General features: G+C 66.9%; 16 protein-coding genes. 2 read left to right on the plus strand and 14 right to left on the minus strand.

All coding sequences use genetic code 11. The features are described from left to right. Positions 1–127 precede the first annotated feature (127 nt). The 9 genes from H9624_RS15705 to H9624_RS15750 form a co-directional block, all read right to left on the minus strand. Positions 128–1,549 (minus strand): hypothetical protein, encoded by a 1,422-nt coding sequence (locus H9624_RS15705; RefSeq protein ID WP_251840841.1) that lies wholly within the window; start codon positions 1,547–1,549, stop codon positions 128–130. Then, positions 1,546–2,610 carry a hypothetical protein gene (locus tag H9624_RS15710; protein WP_251840842.1) on the minus strand — a complete coding sequence of 355 codons (1,065 nt, stop codon included), beginning with the start codon at positions 2,608–2,610 and terminating at the stop codon, positions 1,546–1,548. The genes H9624_RS15705 and H9624_RS15710 overlap by 4 nt, the downstream gene beginning before the upstream one ends. Next, positions 2,600–3,667, minus strand: coding sequence for a hypothetical protein (locus H9624_RS15715; protein WP_251840843.1), 1,068 nt, complete (start codon positions 3,665–3,667; stop codon positions 2,600–2,602). Before H9624_RS15715 ends, H9624_RS15710 begins: the two co-directional genes overlap by 11 nt. Continuing rightward, on the minus strand, positions 3,667–4,554 hold the full coding sequence (locus tag H9624_RS15720) for a DNA adenine methylase (protein WP_251840844.1): 888 nt from the start codon (positions 4,552–4,554) through the stop codon (positions 3,667–3,669). The genes H9624_RS15715 and H9624_RS15720 overlap by 1 nt, the downstream gene beginning before the upstream one ends. Positions 4,555–4,583: 29 nt before the next feature. Then, positions 4,584–6,089 carry a ParB/RepB/Spo0J family partition protein gene (locus H9624_RS15725; protein ID WP_251840845.1) on the minus strand — a complete coding sequence of 502 codons (1,506 nt, stop codon included), beginning with the start codon at positions 6,087–6,089 and terminating at the stop codon, positions 4,584–4,586. A gap of 68 nt (positions 6,090–6,157) precedes the next feature. After that, complete coding sequence (locus H9624_RS17010; RefSeq protein WP_307784975.1) at positions 6,158–6,469, minus strand: helix-turn-helix domain-containing protein; 312 nt, start codon at positions 6,467–6,469, stop codon at positions 6,158–6,160. 207 nt (positions 6,470–6,676) lie between these two features. Next, entirely contained in the window at positions 6,677–7,030 is a 354-nt protein-coding gene (locus H9624_RS15735) for a sulfate permease (protein ID WP_251840847.1), read from the minus strand. 577 nt (positions 7,031–7,607) lie between these two features. After that, entirely contained in the window at positions 7,608–8,804 is a 1,197-nt protein-coding gene (locus H9624_RS15745; protein WP_251840848.1) for an IS110 family RNA-guided transposase, read from the minus strand. Between the two features lie 436 nt (positions 8,805–9,240). After that, positions 9,241–10,845 (minus strand): hypothetical protein, encoded by a 1,605-nt coding sequence (locus H9624_RS15750; protein WP_251840849.1) that lies wholly within the window; start codon positions 10,843–10,845, stop codon positions 9,241–9,243. Between the two features lie 1,029 nt (positions 10,846–11,874). Between H9624_RS15750 and H9624_RS15755 the strand changes: the two genes are divergently transcribed. Continuing rightward, positions 11,875–12,090: a hypothetical protein gene (locus tag H9624_RS15755; RefSeq protein WP_251840850.1), complete on the plus strand. Its 216-nt coding sequence runs from the start codon at positions 11,875–11,877 to the stop codon at positions 12,088–12,090. A 118-nt stretch (positions 12,091–12,208) separates the two neighbouring features. Beyond that, positions 12,209–12,379, plus strand: coding sequence for an integrase core domain-containing protein (locus H9624_RS17040; protein ID WP_372435157.1), 171 nt, complete (start codon positions 12,209–12,211; stop codon positions 12,377–12,379). Positions 12,380–12,760: 381 nt separating this feature from the next. Here the strand turns inward: H9624_RS17040 and H9624_RS15760 are convergent, their stop codons facing one another. From H9624_RS15760 to nirB, 5 genes are read right to left on the minus strand one after another with little or no spacing between them, the layout of a single operon-like run. Then, entirely contained in the window at positions 12,761–13,570 is an 810-nt protein-coding gene (locus H9624_RS15760) for a sirohydrochlorin chelatase (protein ID WP_251840851.1), read from the minus strand. Further along, complete coding sequence (locus H9624_RS15765; protein WP_251840852.1) at positions 13,567–14,715, minus strand: uroporphyrinogen-III synthase; 1,149 nt, start codon at positions 14,713–14,715, stop codon at positions 13,567–13,569. The genes H9624_RS15760 and H9624_RS15765 overlap by 4 nt, the downstream gene beginning before the upstream one ends. Further along, positions 14,712–15,845 carry a uroporphyrinogen-III C-methyltransferase gene (gene cobA / locus H9624_RS15770; RefSeq protein ID WP_251840853.1) on the minus strand — a complete coding sequence of 378 codons (1,134 nt, stop codon included), beginning with the start codon at positions 15,843–15,845 and terminating at the stop codon, positions 14,712–14,714. The genes H9624_RS15765 and cobA overlap by 4 nt, the downstream gene beginning before the upstream one ends. Next, on the minus strand, positions 15,845–16,261 hold the full coding sequence (nirD, locus tag H9624_RS15775) for a nitrite reductase small subunit NirD (protein WP_251840854.1): 417 nt from the start codon (positions 16,259–16,261) through the stop codon (positions 15,845–15,847). Before nirD ends, cobA begins: the two co-directional genes overlap by 1 nt. Then, complete coding sequence (nirB, locus tag H9624_RS15780) at positions 16,258–18,834, minus strand: nitrite reductase large subunit NirB (protein WP_251840867.1); 2,577 nt, start codon at positions 18,832–18,834, stop codon at positions 16,258–16,260. Before nirB ends, nirD begins: the two co-directional genes overlap by 4 nt. Between the last annotated feature and the right edge of the window lie 114 nt (positions 18,835–18,948).

Consider the following 18,948-nt stretch of genomic DNA (forward strand, 5'->3'; position numbering starts at 1 on the left):
TCGGGGTACTTCCTCGGTGCTGCCATGACTCTCATCCTCCATGGATTGAGAGCCTCCACCAGACCCGGGGCGATTCAAACACTGGCCCCGGCGCCAGCGCATCTACGCGTACCCCGGCGCCTCAAAGTCACTCTGTGTGTCGATCGAGATCGTAGACATCGCGCAACACATCTCTCGTCGGGCGGAGGTACGCGTCGTCCGCCAGCAGCGCCGAGAGGCAGGTCCGCCAGAAACCCATCGGTGCCGCCCCAAGTCCGTCGTCTGCGGCGTCGAGCTGCTGGTCACGCACTCTTAGCCGGGCACCCACAGCCTCCCCCAGGCGATGAATGGCGGGTAGTTCCCCGGCACCCTCTGCGTCGATCCATCCCATATCATCCCCGCCCCAGAGTTCCCCGTAGGGCGGTGGCGGATCAAGCAGCAGCGCCAGTGGGATGCCTCCGATCTCGTCCACGATCCGCTGTAGTTCGCGATACATGGATTCCACGTTCAGCGGACAATCAAGCGCGGGTCGACCCGCCAAGAGGTGGGCCATCCAGATGATGGCAGGCCAAGACACGGGACCGTGTATGCCCTTGTCGTGCTCACGCTTCACAAGTTCCATCAAGTCATTCAGAACCCATGCCCGAGACTTAGGGTGCTCCTCCAGAGCAATCGCAGCCCAGACGTAGTGGAAAGGGGCGGAGATGAGGACGAACTGATCATAGTCACGGTTTAGTCCGAAAGGGGCATCAATCATCCGCATATGAGGTCCGCCACTCGTTGCCCATCGCTCCAGCAGTTCGGGACCCTCGGAGTCCAGAACATCGCCGCCGTAGATTCGCAATGCGCTCTCAAGCAGACCCGGAATGTAGCTTCCGGGCGCATCCAAGTAGCCATCTTCGATCTCACTAGTGGCTCCGGCGGGTACCGGTCTCGCCGCGCAGGGTGTCGCCGGATGGCGATCGACTGCCCGTAGGCGCCGAACATAAAGGGGAAAGAAACGCTCATCTCTGAGGGCGAGCATTCCATAGTCGAGAAGATAGGGGGCAACGAAGCGGAGTTCCTCCATCCGCGTTAATGCTGCTTCCGCGATCGAGAAGTCGTCGAACCCTGGACCTTGGAGAGCGTCCACCACTGAACGGGGGCGAACTGCCTGGCACACTCGTCGATGCTGTTCCAGCACGTCAACGACTAGTCTTCGCCGGTCGTCAGGCGCATGAAATCGATAGACCCGATAATTATGCTGGCCCCAAGATCGCTCGGCGTTCTTAATTCGCGCATTGTCGGGATTTCCCGCTAGCACGAGATGGAAAAAGAACAATGGCCTAGGAAGCTCGTCAAGAGAACTGCCGAACACCTTGGTGGCGTTGTTCGCAAGTCCCGCGGACGGAGTTGATTCTACCTCGAAAACAAAAAGCGGAACGTCATTGAACTCGGCTGCGTTCCACGACAGATCGACCGCAGCATTACGGCCCACGCGGTGCTCTCGGCGGACTTCGTAGCCCAACGCGCTTCCAAGCCGCTCCAGTCCATCAATGACGGCCTTGCCGGGAGCGAGTATGTGCTTCATTCCGACACGGTGCCGTCCGCTGCGTACTCAAGTGCCCCCTCCACCCAGGCCAAGGTGAACGCCTCGTGGGTTTGGTAGTCACTAGTTTCATAGCGGCCGCTGACCTTCGAGGAAGCCATAAGTTCGGCAAGCCGAAGTCGGTCAATCACGACGCCGTAGTCATTTTCGCGGAGACGAGCCTTCTCTGACGCGACGGTACGGAAGTCCTCTTTCTTCTCTTCAAGCTGTTCATGGTGCTGCGGGAACGGCACGAAGAGCATCTCGATGTGCTTGTGTGACGGCGCCTTGTCGAACCAGGGAAGAAAGTGGCCGTCAATGAAGGACTTGATGGGTTTAGCGGTCCAGTTCCGGCCAGAAGCCACTTGCCCGTACGCGACGATCGAGGCCGCCTGTCCGTCGAGGAACGGACGCCAGGCGACAATGTCCACGGTGCCGTCCGCAGCATTGGCGGAGAGGCCCAGGGGCCGTTCTTCCGGCGCCAGCGCGGTTCCCATTGAGGACGCAAGGTCCTGAATCGCTTTGAGCATTCCCGAGCCGTCGGGCCGTGGGAAGCCGAACCAATACGCGCGCCCACCCAGCACTTCGGCAGCCGTTAGATACGACTCGACCTGTAGCGCTCTCGCACTTGACTTGAAGACCTCGTGGTCACTCTTCGTCGGCAGCAGCTCCGAGTGGATCGCAGAGATCAAAAGGCAGCAAATGTAGCAGTTGTGTGCTGCAACCTCAGCCTCTCTCTCCGCTGCCCGCCGCCGAAGAGCCCACTTCCCGTACTCGGACACAAGCTCGAACGGATACCGAGCGCCGAGCACCCGCTCGCGGTAGGCGAGTTCCTCGTAAACGCGTTCAGAAAGCTCGTCGTTCTCGGGCTCAAGAATTTCCTCGTCGACCAGTTCAGCGTCGATGTCAGTCAGCAGGCTGCCATGGTCGGGTTCCCGTTGAACGGTCTGGCTTCGGATCAGGCTCTGCTCGTTCGCAACGGATGCATCCAGCAGGGCATGCAGCTCTACCCAGTCAGCTGCGACGCTCCTTGTTGAGCGCTCCAGAGGCGCGTTAATTCTCATCAGAAGAGCGGCCTCCGAGGTGTGCCTCTTTCATCGCGTTGACCACAATGGTCACTACGCGAAGGGTTGCTTCCGCGTCGTCGACCAGATGGGATTTCGGGTCGTAGCGGGCGATGACGCGAGAGACGTCTTCGGCGGAGCTGGCAAGTTGGTAGAACGCCTTCTCGAATGCCTTTGCCTTGTCTTCGACGACGTCGAAGGCGCGGTCGAGGTCACGGTTGGATTCGAGCACTCGGATTGCCCGCTCGCTGCCGAGCACGTTGATGAGTCGTCCGAGATCGGGGTTCTGGCTCCTGATCAGCGATGGTTCGTCTTCTTGACCGTAGAGCCATGACAGGAGGTTACGTAGATGCGCTCGGTGCGATGGTGGCACTGGCGTGGGTGGAAGCACTGAGTTGTCGCTCTCAGGCAGTCCTAGGAACTGACGGACGTTTGCTGTCGAGAGCGCGGTGTAGAGGTGAGAGAAGTAGAAGGACTTCTTGGAACGGAGTTCGCGGTCGAAGAGCTTGGCGTTCTCCGCTTGCTCTAGTAAGACAACGCCGTTGACGAGTCTGCTGACGGTGTTGTGCCCGTCGCCCAGCCTGCGACTCACTTCGTCGATGTCGTCTCCGTCTTGGAGCCATGAATGCGCAAATCGTGCCTTCGCGTATGAGTCCCACTTGAAGGCGCCGTTGACGTGCTTGAACCCGATGAAGTCCCGCGCCTCTTTGCGGCTATCGACGTAGTTGACCTGAATCTCGGTCGGTATGGCGTTCGGGTGCACCGGTTGTGGCAGTGCCACTTTGAACCGCTGCTGGAGGCTAGGGCTCGCGATGATGCGCAGGGCCGCAAGGCGCCGGTTACCCTCGACGACGGTCCCTGTTGGTTCTTCCACGATGGGAGGCTCGAAGTCGAGCCACCCTGAATTGCCGATCGACTGGATCAGCTCGCCTAGGTCGGCGTGTGTATAGAGGTAGGCGATTGCCTCCTCCTCGTCGGTGAACTTCGCGTCGGGGATACGCGGGTTCGCGAGGTCGAGAGAGAGCGTGCCGGGTGGTGCTTTGTCTAGCCGCGCCATCAGCGTGCTCCTCCTGTAGCGGCGTCCGCCACCTGCGCAAGGCCGGCATGCGCGGATTCGATTTCCTCGGGAATCGCCAGATCCGACGAGAACACCATGATCTCGCTGGCTTTCATCACGCGGTGAGCCGAGTAGTTCAGTGCGAAGAGTCTCCTGCGCAAATCTGAGTATAGTTCTGCGACCTGAGGGACGTTGTCGTAGGTGAGAATCCACTTTGCCCGCCGCACGCCCTTGAGGCAGCCGGCGAGAGCCTGGTGGTCGGAATCTTGGAAGGCGTTAAGATAGAGCGATCCCGCCTTTTCGAAGTAGGGCGGATCAGCGTAGATGAAAGCGTCATCGCGGTCTGAGTACCGCTCGATGACGCGCAGACCATCCTCGTTGGTCACGGCTATGCGGTCTGCGTGCAGAGCGATGAGACGGATGCGCTCGGCTAGGCCTTCGCGGTTGAAGCGAGCGTCAATCTTATAGTTGCCCGTCTGGTCCTTCCCGCCGATGGGTCCGCCATTCAGGACGCCTGAGCGATTGGTTCGATTCAGATAGAACGTTGCGAACCCGAGCGAGAGGTGGTCGTCGCGGGCGGACGTCAGATAGACCTCGCGCTGTCGTTCCCACTCATCGACGGAAAGTTCGACGCCATTGAGTAGCGTGGTGAACTCGTCGGGCTGAGTGACGACTGCGTTCCAGAACGCGAACACGGCAGGATCGAGGTCGTTGATCGCGATCCGCTCAACCTGACCGGAGACGAGCAGGGCGAGAGCCGCGCCCGCACCTCCTGCGTAGGGTTCGACGTACACGCTTGAGGTGAGGTCGTTCTCCCGGATGATCGTCCGCAGGCGCGAGTAGAGCAGGCCCTTGCCGCCGGGGTACCGGAGCGGCGAGATGGTCACTCGTCTACGTGCAGAAGTCGCTGTTTGGGTCATGGTTTGAGGACCGCCTTCATGACTCCTTCGATCGTGGCCCAGCATTCACGAACGTCGTCGGGTGTAGCAAAAATATGTTGATTGTGGTTTGTGGCATCGAGCTGTGCTTTTGAGCCCACAAAGCCGTAGCGTCCACCTCGGATCTTCTGAACGGGCTGGATGAATGCTGTCTGTCCGTTCGACTTGAAGTGTTGTTCAAGCCAGACGAGGCAGTTCGAGAGATATACGAAGCCTTGCTCGTTTGAACTCTTCTTGATCTCCTCGCCGAGAACCTCGGCATGAGCCTTGATCGTCTTTTCCAGGAAGGTTCGCAGCAAATCGAGCGTCGCGTTCGGGAAGCGCTGTATGTTGATCGCCGATAGTTCCCTCACGATCTCGTGTATTGAAGCGGGGAACGACGCGGGGACCGTCAGGTTGTCGGTGTTGAGGTAGTTCCTCTTCCGCGGAAGCGGCTTCGGCTTGTCCCGTCCAGCGTCGTTCGATCCGCGAGAGGCGCCAACATCTGCGCCGTCACGAGCGTGCGGTCCCTGGCCCTGATCATCGGGGCCGGAGCGCCTATTCCCCTTCGCCGAGGAGTTCGATGTATCAGAGTGTGTGCTGGCCGATTCGCCGCTCGCTGATTCGTCGTCTCTGTGCTTATCGAGCAGGTCGCGCAGGTCGTCCATGTACTCGACGTAACGGTCGCTCGAGGTCTTGTTGAGGGTACGTGTGTTAATCACGCCGTCGCGGATGTCGCTCACGATCTTCGTCGCGACTCGCTTGAACAAACCGGCGCTTGAGACGAGGGAAACTTCTCCCGTGCCGTTCTGGATCTGGACCCCGACGAGGTCGAGGAACTTCTCGTTCTCGTAGAGGCGCGCGAGGGTCGACACTGGGAAGCGGCGTTTGCGTGCGTAATCGCCGAGTGACGGGTCGTCGTAGTTGACGTTGCGGAACAGTTCGAGAATCTTGCTCCGTGTAATGAACTTCCGGACGTCGATCGTTGGATACTGGGCGATCAGTTCCTCCGACGATTTGCCAGCGTCGAGCTGCGCCTGGAAGAACGCGGCCTGCCTGGCAGGACCCCACGCCACGCGCTGATTGCCGGTGTGAAGAGCTGCGACGAGTTGGTCGGCATCGTCCTGCGAAGGTGCTCTCTTGACGGTGATACGACGGATCGCGGCGCGATCGGGCATCGACTGCGCGAGCTTTCTGATGCGCGCTTGGTGATCGGGCGCGAGGTACGGGTTCTGGATAGCCTTCAGCGCGGCTACGCGTCGATTGCCCTCGACCACGATGAGTTGACCGTCACGCTCCAGGACGATGGGGACTTCGTGCGTCAGCAGGCCGACCTTGGCGATACCTTCGACGAGGCTCAGTGCCTTCTCGTTGCTGAACAAGTCCTGCACGATGTCGGACTCCGGCACTCCCTCAGGGATGTCGAGTCGGACGTTGCGCGGGTCGAGTTTGATGTCGTTGACAACGTCGACGACTAGTTCCTCCCACGTGGACATGTCGATCATGACGTCCCCAGCTCAGCGAGAACGTCCTGATCGGTAAGGGGCGTGCGGACGGTATCTCGTGCTGCCACTCAGTCCCCCACACCATTCGGGGTGTCCTTGCTGCCTCGGACCACTGCGAGGACGTCGCTGCGGAGGAAGCGCCAGGCTCGTCCGACCTTCTCTCCGGGCAGAGAGCCGTCGCGAGCGAGCGCGAGCACGGTCTTGGTGCTCACACGGAGCAGCGCGGCAGCCTCCTCCGTGGTGAGAACTTCGTGTCCTTCCGCCATCTTCTCGCACTCTCCTCCTGCGGGGTCTAACGTCAGGCTATCAGCGACGTCGGTCCGCGCGGAGGGACCGTGCTGCTCGCAATATCCGCGACGGACGTTTCGCCCTGAGCTCATGTCTCTCGGGGGTCCGGTACGTCTCGGAAGTCTCGTCCGCGCGGCGTTAGGTTCGTGACTGGGCCTCCTGCAACGGGAGTCGGATCAGGCCCTCGCAGAGTTTGTGCAGGGCGGGTGGGTCACGATGCACGGCGCGGATAGAGAACTGCCGTTCGTCGTAGCGACGCCGCGAGGTCTGCTTCACGTACTTGCCCATCGCGTGCTCCCCTACGTCGCGACGACGGACCGGTGGTCAGCGGGAAGCTCGCGTCGCCGCTCGACATGCTCGCGCACCCGCGCGCACAGCAGGAGGACGAGGCTGAGCGGTCCGAAGATGGTGACCTTCATGGCGTTGTAGATGAACAGCAGCACGAGCAGATGCAGCCAGCCGGGGCCACCGTACTCGATGAGCTGCACGCAGATGCTCGCGGCGTACTGGTACGAGATGGTCAGCAGCATCGCCGGGACGCCCCATCGCAGGCCGCGACGGGTGCGGACGGCGTCGAGCAGGATGTTGGTGGGCATGTAGCGACGCAGGAAGTACCGGGTGCGGACACTGAGGTCCCAGATGAGTCGGAACATGGACAGTCCTCTCCAAAGGTTCGGCGACAAGAACCTGAAAGGACCGCCCGGCCGGGGAAGTCGTATTGTCGCGACAAGCGACAACGCCTATAGAGGCCGCCTCAAGCTTCATTTTACGGAGTGGCGGCGAGACCGGGACGGGCATCGGTCAGAGCGAACGCCCGAGCTGCTCTCGCCCCTGCGATCGCTTCGGCACGGCACCCGCACGGGTGGTCAAATCGCGTGCGCGGTCGAGCGCCGTCTGCGCGCGGGCGGTGTCAATCTCCTTGCTCCGCCTTCTCCGGCGCCGGCCCGAGGGGCCTGTCGTCGGTGATGCCATACCGATCAGGGTAGGCCGCGACCGTGCGCCAGTGGCGTCGCCACGCAGCGGCCTCTCGCTGGTCACGGGGTGGCTCGCGGTCCAGGACTCACCGGCCTGACGTGCGGTGTCGAGCAGGACTTCACCACGGGTCTCAATCAGCTCCCGCCTCTCATCGAGTGCCCGGCGCATGTCGCCGGCTATGTGTCCGTCGGCGGAACGGATGAGTCCGGCGATCGATCGTGGTGCCTTGCGGGGGGGGGTGTCCCTATCGGTTCGTCAAGCGGCTGCCGGGGTGCGTGCCTCGTAGAGAGTGCCGTTGCGGAGCATGGCGTGCAGGACGTCGGTGCGGCGGCGCGCTAGGCAGATGAGAGCGGCGTTGTGCTTCTTGCCCTCGGCTCGTTTGCGGTCGTAGTAGGCGCGTGATGCCGGGTCGGACAGTGAGGCGAACGCGGACAGGAAGAACGCGCGTTTGAGTTGTTTGTTGCCCCCGCGGGCGGGGTGTTCGCCGCGGATGGAAGTGCCCGAGCGGCGGGTGACGGGGGCCAGGCCGGCGTAAGCGGCCAGGTGCCCGCTGGTGGCGAAGGACGAGCCGTCGCCGACCTCGAGCAGGATGCGGGCTCCGGTCCTGACGCCGATGCCGGGCATCGAGGTCAGGACCGTGGAAAGAGGGTGCGCATCGAGCATCTCCTCGATCTGGCCCGCGGCCTGCTCACGTTGTTGCAGGAGTTCACGCAAGGTCGTGGCGAGTTTGGGCAGGACGAGCTCGGCGGCCCGGGTACCGGGGACCGTGACGGTCTGCTCTTCCAGGGCCGTGGTGAGGGCGCTGATGAGCGCCTCGTAGGACCGCGGAGCCCGGCCCTTCGTCGCCGCCAGCAACTGCCGGCGACTGGCGCTGGCCAGTCCCTGTGGTCCGCCGAAGCGGATCAGCAGCTCCAGGACTGCCTGGTGCTGGATCTTGGGGCCCAGCACCCGCTCAAGTGCCGGGTGGATCTGGGTCAGCAGGCCGCGGATCCGGTTGCTGACGCGGGTGACCTCCCCGGCCAGGTCATCGTCGTAGCCCACGATGACTTCCAAGTCGGCCAGGGCCTCATCCCCTGCATCGACCCGGCGCAGGGCGTGGGGCATCGATCGGGCGGCGTCGGCGATGACGTAGGCGTCGCGCGCATCGGTCTTGGCGTTGCCTGGATGAAGGTCAGCGATCCTGCGCATCGCTAGACCCGGCAGATAGGCCACGTCGATCCCGACTTCGCGGGCCACGGTGACGGCCAGCGCCCCGATCGAGGCCGGTTGATCCACCACCACGAGCACCCGGCCCCGATCCGCGAGCCGTGTGAGGACCTGGCGGATCTGGGCTTCGGACTGCGGCAGTACCTTGTCGTGCACTCGCGCGCCGCCGGGATCCAGGGCGCAGGCGTGATGCGCTTCCTTGCCCACGTCCAACCCGACGAACACCGCGTAATCGCTGGGGGCCATCTCCCTGTCCTCCTCTGCGAGCCCAGTCTTCGCTGGCCGCAGTCTGGCGCAGGAAGCCGACACCCACGTTACGAAGAGACCTACTCCCGACCCTCACCGGGTGGAAGCGGCCGTGTCCCTATCAGCGGTCACCCCACGCCACCAGACCCGGCGACAACACCCCCCGGATCATGCGAACGACAGGGGCAGACAGTCATACCGAACCTGGCGACCAGAACCCCGAACCATCGGAGCTACGAAGAAGGTAACGGGGCGGCCCGAGCCGGCTGGGCATGCGGTGGCGCGGGCGACGCGGTGGTGTAGGACGGAGGCGATGTCGTCAGCATCATCGCTGCGCGCCGCCACCAAGCGCGGGAGCAGGGTGACGAGGTCGTGATGGTTGGCCTCGGCTCGGCGGAGTTCGACGGTGAGCGTAGGTGCGACCGGTATGTACAAGTCAGTAGAGCTTCAGTCCAACGTGGTCGACGATAAGGCGCCGTCCTTCGTGGTGGAGGGCAAAATGGATACGACCGACCTGTGATGGCGGGGCGTGGTCGCGGACCTTCACGTGTGGAGTTCGATCATGGGTTGCGCCGTCGTAGTCGAAGTAGCGCATCTTCGAGTTCTTTTCGATCGTGTCATCTTGGAGTGAGACTTTGAGGTCGAACTCGTCTCTGATCCAGGTGTCGAGGTGCGGATAGCTTCGTTCGGCACCGTCGTAGAGCGCTGCTGCCACACGGGCGAGCTTGACTAGGCATTCAGTCATTTCGCCAGAGAATGGGTACTTGCACTTCTTCCACGTTGTCACCGCGCGATCAGTGAAGGCGATGTGGCCCGAGGAGGCATCTTCGAGGTGAAGGATTAGATTCTCTGCGCTATCACTGTCACCACTGACAAGTTCTGGCAACCCGTCCCACGGATCGGTCTCCGTAGTGTCGTCTTGCTCGGATGCGGGCGGGATTGCAAGCAACGCAATGGTGAGTTGCTCGATCTGTGCTTCCAAGTCAGGCACCTTGCCTGCCTGGGCTTGGAACCGGTCGGCACGCTGCTCCTCGTCAGTTGCGAGTCGCTGCCACTCCTCGGCGTTAGCACGTGCGGCGGAGACTTCGGCGCGTAGTGCTGCGGCCTCCGCAACCAGATCACCCTCGGCGGCTGCCTGTTCTGCACGGGCTCGCGCGTCGCGATCCCGGTCAACAATCTCTGCACGCCTCGCCTCGCGGTACGCATGATCCAGTCCCCGAGCAAGTACTGAAACGGGCGCGAGCAGCCGCATGAGGTCAGAGCGGAGGACGTCGGGATCATCAACGTTCACCCTCAAATCGTCGAACGTGATGCTGCGTGCGGACGGGTCACTCCAGATCAAGCGTGCACCTGCGCGTGGTGGCGCGTATCCGGGGAGTTCAGCATCGAGCGCCCGCGAAGCGCGATAGTCGAGCGTCACGACCCGCACGAGGCCAACTAGCTTGCCCGCGACCTGACGTGCCGTCGCAAGTGCAGGCAACGTTCGGGTGTGAACTAGGAGGATCGGCAGGCGCGTCGGCTTCTGGATCGCGGAAGCGAGCGTATGGACTTCAGGGTCGGTACGGACCTGTATGTAACGGCCGTCCTGCTCTTGCCCCACGATCGAGAGGATGATCCGAACGTTCTCCAACAGTGACCGCACGATGCCCGGCTGCCGAATGTCGGCTGCGGGCGCTGGAGATAGCCAGATCGGTGAACTCTCGCGAGCCATTGACACTCGGATTGTCGTCGCGGCACCGATCCGCCCCACGGTCACCCGAGTGACGAACGCCGCCCCTGAATCCGGGCTGTCGTCACGAATCTCCACCCTGACGGCCTTGGTGTCGTCCGTGCCTGCGACTTCCCACATAGCGGTTCGTGATGCGCCTGCCAGGTTGGGCGAGAGCGCCATGTCTCCGCTGGACTCCAAGAGTTGTCCGTCAAGGTCACGCTCAGCGAGAAACGTGAGCCATGACGTCACGCTATCCAGAGTTGCTCTGTACGGATCAACGCCAGCATGACGTGGAGTGACAGAGAACTCGACGACGTAGAGGACCTGCATCGCTCTCCTCGCTTCGCGCTCTAACCTTCTCGACACCGTACTGCCCATCGGCGCCGCGCGTCTGCCCTCGACCTGCAAGAGGCGTGGCAGCTCTCGGTGGTAAACGAAGATGGTTGGCTCGCTACTGGCTGTGCGCCGAGGGGTCAGCGGGCGGCCCAGGCAGGTGCCCAGATGTCGGTGCTCGCGGGCGTCGTTCGGATAGCGGCGAGGTATGCGCGCAGTTCAGCCAAGGCTGGCTGGGGGTTCGCCGCCAGCCAGATGAGCGAGTGAGGATAGATCGGGGTGGGTCGGGCCACGCACCGGGATGCGCCGGAGGTCGTAGTGCGCTGGCCAGACGTGGCGGTCGCGTTCACCGATCAGAGTGGCGAGGTCCGCGGACTAGGCGAGCGGGTCCATAAGGGCTTCGTCGCCGAAGTGCCGGCCGAGGGCATCGATCGTCAGGTCGAAGGCGGTAGCGAGGTCGTTGTAGTAGGTGGCCCATTCGGTTCCTTCGACGATGCCCGAATCCGGATCCGGTGGCCTGCGAGCCGTCAGGGTGCCAGCTCTCGTACGTTTGCCAACGGGTGCTGAAATTGGACCCCTTTGCGGCGCCGACTCAAGTCATCGTGGCCTACATCGACAGCTACAGGGACCGGTTCGGCGTCGAGTCCATCTGCGCCGAGCTCACCGCGCACGGGATGAAGATCGCGCCATTCACCTACTACGCCCCCAAGGCTCAGCCGGTGAGCGAGGCGCTGCTGGAGGCGGCCTACCTGGCGAACGTGCTTGTGATGCTCCATCGGGAGAACTGGGGCGTGTGCCCGGGTGCGCACGTTTTGGTACGTCGCCCGCCGCGCCAGCCTCGAGGTCGAGAGACCAGGTCGCCCTGCTCATGGGGATCGCCGGCATCACCGGCGCGGTCCGCGGACGGCACCGCACGACCACGACCCGTCGGGCTGCTGAGGCGCCGCGTCACCCTGACCCGGTCAAGCGTGGCTGGCACGTGCCCACCGCCCCAGATCAGCTGTGGGTGGCCGACTTCTCCTGCGTATGGACGCTGACCCGGTTCATCTGCGCCGCTTCGTCGTGGACGTCTACTCCCGCCGGATCCTGGGCTGGCGAGTCGCCACCTCGATGCGCGCCTTTCTGGTCACCGACGACCTGCGGCAGGCGATCGACTCCGCCACCGCGCTGGAGCCCGCTGGGAGCTCGGAAGGCTCGTCCATCACTCCGATGCCGGGTCCCAATATCTCTCTCTGGCGCTGACCGCGGAGCTGGCTCAGGCCAGCATCGCTGGGTCCATCGGGCACCATCGGTGATGCAATCGACAACGCTCTGTGTGAGTCGATGATCGGGCTGTTCAAGACCGAGGCGATCAACGACGGTGGACCGACCTGGCAGAACCACACCGAAGGCGAGTGGCAGGGTCGCCCGCTGGGTCCACTGGTACAACACCCAGCGGCTCCACTGCTCAATCGGGCAGCTGCCACCCGTTGAGTTCGAAGCACGCTCACCGGCAGGCTACGACCGTGACCCCGAACCGGAGGTCGTTTAACTAACCACCCTCCGGAAGATCCAGGGCGGTTCATGTAGGTCGCGACCAGCGCGAAGTTCAGCCCTGCCACTACCGGCCCGTGTCGCCGCCGCCACCGCGTGAAACGCAAAGACTAGCCGAGAGTGACATCACGAAGGTAGGCAGCGGAGGCCGCCTGATTGCCACCGCGGGGCGTCCCGTAAGCCGAACCTTCGACGGCGACGCCCGCTGCTGACCTGCCCCGACGCCGCGCTCGCGCTTGGACCGTCCCTTGAGACTCATCCGGCGATGTGGCCGGTCGGGAGGTGCTGGCCGGGACGTTCGAATTCGACCTCCGACAACAGCGGCTTGTCTGAAGGATCGCTCGACCGCCGGCATCGGCGATGCCCACGCGGGCATCGCTCACTCTCCCGCGGCGAGGGCGGCGACCGCGGTGTCGTAGCGGTCGAGCACAATCGAGGTGAGCCGGGGGTCCGCGCCCAGCGGTGCCGTGACGACGTCGGCGCTGGCCTCCAGCACCCGGTCGTAGAAATACCCCGGCGCGAGCAGGTACGCGGCGACGACGACCCGGGGCGTGGTCGCGCCCCCGTCCCGCTGCTCCGGGCCCGCCGCGTCGGCGAGCGCGGCACGGGCGGCGGCGACGGCGTAGGGCACCGAGGGCCGGGCCTTGGCCCCATAGCCCACGGTCACCGGCCCCGGGTGCCACTCCCGGAGCCCGGCGGCGACCCTCTCGACGTCGCGGGCGGCGCCGCTGCGGCTCGACCCGGCCGCCGCGACCACGACGGCGTCGTGCGGGCGCACCCCGGCCTCGGTGAGCCGGTGCGCGAGGAGGTCGACGAGGCGATGGTCCGGTCCGAGCGCTGGGGTGGCCACCGCCCGGGCGGACGGTCCGTCACGGTCCGCGACCGCCTCGGCGATGTCCACCTCGACGTGGTACCCGCCCGAGAGCAGGAGCGGCACGACGACCGCACGTCCAGAGCCGCCGTCCGCTGTCACCACCGACGTCACGACGTCCGCCACCTCCGGCTCCTGCACGTCGACGAACGCCTCCCGCACATCCAACCTGGGACGCGCCGCGCGCACGTCGTCGAGGATCCTGCGGACCACCTGCCGGCCGATGGGGTCGTTGGTCCCGTGCGAGCAGCCGACGAGCACGGGGTCCGCTACGCCCGCGCGTCCCGGCGCCGGCCGGGTCGAGGTCTGCGTGGTCATGTGAGCTCCAGTCTGTAACCGCGTTTCACCACGGTCCTCACGAGGTCGCGGCGGCCGGCGGCCTCACGCAGCCGCGCGACCGCGACCTCCGCAGCGTGGGGGTCACACGAGGCGCCGGGCAGTGCCGCGAGGAGCTCGTCGCGGGTCACGACCTCGCCGCGGCGGGAGGCGAGGACGCGGAGCACCTCCAGGGAGCTCGGCGACAGCGGCAGGACCTCGCCGTCGAGGACGGCGAGGCGCGAGCGGATCTGCAGCGGACCGGCGACGGTCGCGAGCGCCACCGTCTCCGCGTGCTCGTAGTGGGCGACGAGGCAGCGCACGAGCGCGCCGAGGCGGCCCCGGTCAGGCTGCAGCGGGGTCACGCCGCGGCGCTCGAGTGGACGGGCCGTCACCGGGCCGACCGCCGCCGCCACCATCCCGTCCCGGAACCGCTCGACGACAGGCGCACCGAGACCCTGCTCCTCGGCCGCACCCAGCCACGCCTCGGCGCCCGGTGCGGAGGTGAACACGACGGCATCGATCTCGCCGGCCGCCGCCGCCAGCACCGAGGCGTGCAGCGCGTCGGGGTCCGGTGGCGGGCCCCACCGGTAGACGACGAGACTCGCGACGGCCGCTCCCGCCTCGGCGAGCACGACGTCCAGCCCGTCGGCGCCCGCGCCGTGGTGCTGGATGGCGATGCGCAGGCCTGCGACGCCCTCTCCGAGGAGGAGGTCGGCGATCTCCGCGGAGCTCTCCGACTCCGCCACCCAGTCGGCGGTGAGGCCGGCGGCCTGGATCGCGCCGCGCGCCTTGGGGCCGCGCGCGACGATCCGCGCGCCGGCGAGGACCGCCAGGAGCAGGTCGGCGATGCCGTGGGCGTCGGCCGCCTCGATCCAGGAACGGAACCCGATCCCCGTCGTCACGACGACGACGTCGGGCGGGTCGTCGAGGAGGGCGAGCGTCGCGGCGTGCAGCCGGTCGTCGTCGACGTGCGGGACCATGCTCAGTGCTGGCGCGTAGCGCACCTGCGCGCCGCGGCGCCCCAGCGCCGCCCCGAGCTCCTCCTTGCGACGGTCGGCCGTGACGAGCACCGTGCAGCCCGCCATGACCTGTCGCAGCATGCGCTCGTCCGGCGCGCGTGCCGGCTCGATGGCCACCCCGCTCATGCGACGAGCACCTGGGCGAGCCGCCCCTCGGCGGCGACGTCCCCCACGACGATGACCGCCGGGGACCGGACACCGACCTCGGTCGCGCGCCTCACGACGTCGCCCAGCACCGCGCGCGTGACCCGCTGACGCGGCGTCGAGCCGTTCTCGACGAGAGCGACCGGCAGCCCCGGGTCGGCCCCGGCGGTGAGCAGCTGGGCCATGAGGCGGGGCAGCTGCGAGACGCCCATGAGGATCACCAGCGTCGCGGTCCGGTCACGCGCGGAGACCAGGGCCGCCTCGTCGAGGGTGTCGTGCCCGCTGGTGACGTGGAACGCGGCGACGGTCCCGCGGTGGGTCAGCGGGATGCCCGCCAGCGCCGGGACGCTCAGCGCGCTCGAGACGCCGGGCACGACCTCGACGGGGATCCCGGCGGCCTGGCAAGCCGCAACCTCCTCGCCACCCCTGCCGTAGACGAACGGGTCCCCGCCCTTGAGCCGCACGACGCGTCGGCCGCGGCGGGCCTGGGCGACGAGGATCGCGTTGATCTCCTCCTGCGGGACGGGGTGGTGGCCCGGGGTCTTGCCGACGTCGACGACCTCGACCCCGGGCGCGAGCTCGTCGAGCACGTCGACCGGGCCGAGCCGGTCGGTGACGACGACGTCCGCCTCCTCGAGGGCCCGGCGTCCGCGCACGGTGAGCAAGTCGACCGCACCGGGGCCGCCCCCGACGAGCACGACCGAGCCCACTCCCCCGGACGGGCGACGGCGTCGCCGCCGAGCGCCGCTCGACGTGCTCTCGGGCGTGCTGGCGGTGCGGTCGCGCACGGCCCCGGCGTCGACGCACCACGTCCGCCGCTCCTCGGCCCACCGGGCCATCGCCCGGTCCACCGCCGGGTCGTCCGTCGCCGCGAGCGCCAGCCAGACGCCGTCGAGGTCGGTCTCCTGCACCTCGCGCGCCAGCCAGGTGAGGGCCCGACCCGATGCGGCGTCGTCGACGAGCTGGCGCAGGTCCGCGCACAGGCTGGGCGCGACGACGCGGACGAGGGCGCCGTCGTCGAGCATCGCGCGGACCGTGCGGGCGGCGACACGGCCGCCACCGGCGACGAGGACGGTCCGGCCCACCAGCTCGAGCCCGAGCAGCGTGGTCATCACGCCACCTCGCGTCCGGGCGCGGACCGCACGGCCACGTGCACGACGCCGTCGCGCACCGTGACCGGCCAGGTGCGCAGGTCCTCGGCTGCGTCCGTCGGCTCGAAGCCGGCCCTGTCCAGGCACCGGCCGGTCGCGAGGTCGAACACCTGCTTGTACATGGGGCTCGCGACCGTCGGGCGCCCGCCGCGCGTCCCGACGATCCCGCGCGACATGACGTTGGCGCCGCAGAACGGGTCCCGCTGCTGGACCGCGCGGACCGTGTCGTCCGGCAGCCGGAACAGGGCGATCTGGGTGCCGCGCACGAGGGCGGCGGCGCCGCGCTCGACGAGGAGGTCACCGAGCAGGCAGACGGTCTCCCACGTCTCCACGTCGTCGTCGAGGCCGGGCTGCGGGGCGTGGGACAGGGCGCTCATCGACGCACCTCCAGGGTGGTACCGGCGATCAGGGTGGGTGGGGCGTCGTCCTCGCGGGCGACCGCCCGCTCGGCGACGGTGGCCGGACGGATCTGGCCGCGCTCGACGACGTAGGCGAGGTCGGGGTCGGGCTCCGAGGGCGCGTTGACGAAGGAGCCGAAGCGGCGCAGCTTGTCGGGGTCCTCGAGGACCGCCTTCCACTCGTCCTCGTAGGCGTCGACGTGCCGCGCCATGGCGGCGTCGAGGTCGGTGCCGATGCCGAGGGAGTCCTCGATGATCACCTCGCGGATGGCCTCGAGCCCGCCCTCGTAGTCCGCGACCCAGGCGGCGGTGCGCTGCAGCCGGTCGGCGGTGCGGATGTAGTACATGAGGAAGCGGTCGATGGTCCGGAGGAGCTCCTCGGACGTGAGGTCCTCCGCGAGCAGCTGCGCGTGCCGCGGGGTGAAGCCGCCGTTGCCGCCGACGTACACGTTCCAGCCCTTGTCGGTCGCGATGACGCCGACGTCCTTGCCGCGAGCCTCGGCGCACTCGCGCGCGCAGCCCGACACCCCGAGCTTGAGCTTGTGCGGCGAGCGCAGCCCGCGGTAGCGCAGCTCGAGCTCGACCGCCATGCCCACGGCGTCCTGGACGCCGAAGCGGCACCACGTGGACCCGACGCACGACTTCACCGTGCGCAGCGACTTGCCGTACGCGTGGCCGGACTCGAAGCCGTGGTCGACCAGCCGGCGCCAGATGTCGGGGAGCTGCTCGATGCGTGCGCCGAACATGTCGATCCGCTGGCCGCCGGTGATCTTCGTGTACAGCCCGAAGTCCTTGGCCACCTGCCCGATGACGAGCAGCCCGTCGGGGGTGATCTCGCCGCCGGGGATGCGGGGGACGACCGAGTAGGTGCCGTCCTTCTGGATGTTCGCCAGCACGTGGTCGTTGGTGTCCTGCAGCGCGGCCTGCTCGCCGTCGAGGATGTGCCCGTTACCGAGCGAGGCGAGGATCGAGGCGACGACGGGCTTGCAGATGTCGCAGCCGCGGCCCCCGTCGCCGAAGCGTCCGATGATCTCGCTGAACGTGTGGAGGTCGGCGACGCGCACGGCGTCGAAGAGCTGGGCGCGGGAGAGCTCGAAGTGCTCGCACAGCGCGGTGGACACCTCGACGCCGGCCCGCTGGAGCTCGGTCGTGGTGATCTTCTTGACGAGCGGGAGGCACGAGCCGCAGGAGGTGCCGGCCCTGGTGCACGCCTTGACGCCCGCGAGGTCGGTGCACCCGTGCTCGGTGACGGCGCCGCGGACGGTGCCGGCGGTGACGTTGTTGCACGAGCAGACGGTGGCGTCGTCGGGCAGCTCGAGCGTCGGGGCGCCCGCGGAGCCGGCGCCCTCCGGCAGGAGGAACAGCCCGGGGTCGCCCGGCAGCTCGGAGCCGAGCATGGGGCGCAGCGTCGCGTAGGCGCTCGCGTCGCCGACGAACACACCCCCGAGCAGGGTGCGCGCGTCGTCGGACAGGACGAGCTTCTTGTACACGCCGGCGACGGGGTCGGCGTGTACGAGCTCCATCGCGCCGGCGCTCTCGGCGAAGACGTCCCCGAAGCTGGCGACGTCCACGCCCCGGAGCTTGAGCTTGGTCGCGGTGTCGGCCCCGGGGAACGTCGCCTCACCACCGAGGAGCCGGTCGGCGACGACCTCTGCCATGGCGTAGCCGGGCGCGACGAGGCCGTTGCAGCGGCCCTCGATGCACGCGACCTCACCGACCGCCCACACGTGCTCGTCCGCGGTGCGGCAGGCGAGGTCGACGACCACGCCGCCCCGCTCCCCGACCGCGAGACCCGCCGCGCGGGCCAGCTCGTCCCGGGGCCGCACCCCTGTGGCGACGACGACGACGTCGACGTCGAGCCGCCCGCCGTCGGCGAAGTCCAGCCGCCCGACGTGCCCGGTGCGCCGCGCGGCGCCCATCGCCGTGGTCGCGGTGTCGCAGCGCACGGCGATGCCCATGTCGTTGATGAGCCGCTTGAGGGCCTGCCCGCCACCGAGGTCGAGCTGCGCGTTCATCAGGTGCGTGCCGAACTGGACGACGGTCGCCTGCGCACCGAGCGCCTTGAGCGCGCCCGCCGCCTCCAGGCCGAGGAGGCCACCGCCGATGACGGCGCCGCGGACGGGGCGGCTCCACCCGCTCGCCGTCGTGCGGCGCTTCTCCTCGACCCAGTCGCTGAGGGCGGCGAGGTCGTCGATGGTGCGGTAGACGAAGACGCCGGGCAGGTCGTTGCCGCTGATGGGCGGCATCGCCGCGGAGGAGCCGGTGGCGAGGACGAGCTCGTCGTAGGCGTGGACGCGGCCGTGCCGGTCGGTGACCGTTCGCGCGGTCCGGTCGATCGCGGTGACGGCGCAGCCGCGGTACAGCGAGACGAGCTCGTCGTCCCACAGCGCCGGGTCACCCAGCGTCAGCTCCTCGGCGTGCTGCAGCGAGAAGTAGCTGGTGAGGGCGACCCGGTCGTACGGAGCGCGCGACTCCTCGGCGAAGACGGAGATGCGCCAGTCGCCGGCGTCGTCGCGGTCGCGCATCGCCTCGACGAGCCGTTGCGCGACCATGCCGCCACCGACGACGACGAGGTGCCGGGTGCCACGCCCCTGCGGGGTGGGATCGGTCTGGGGTCCGGTCACGACGATCTCCTGACATGTGGTGGGGCGAGTGCCTCGCCCCGT

It is taken from the genome of Oceanitalea stevensii (assembly GCF_014837105.1).
GTDB classification, from domain to species: Bacteria; Actinomycetota; Actinomycetes; order Actinomycetales; family Actinomycetaceae; genus Oceanitalea; species Oceanitalea stevensii.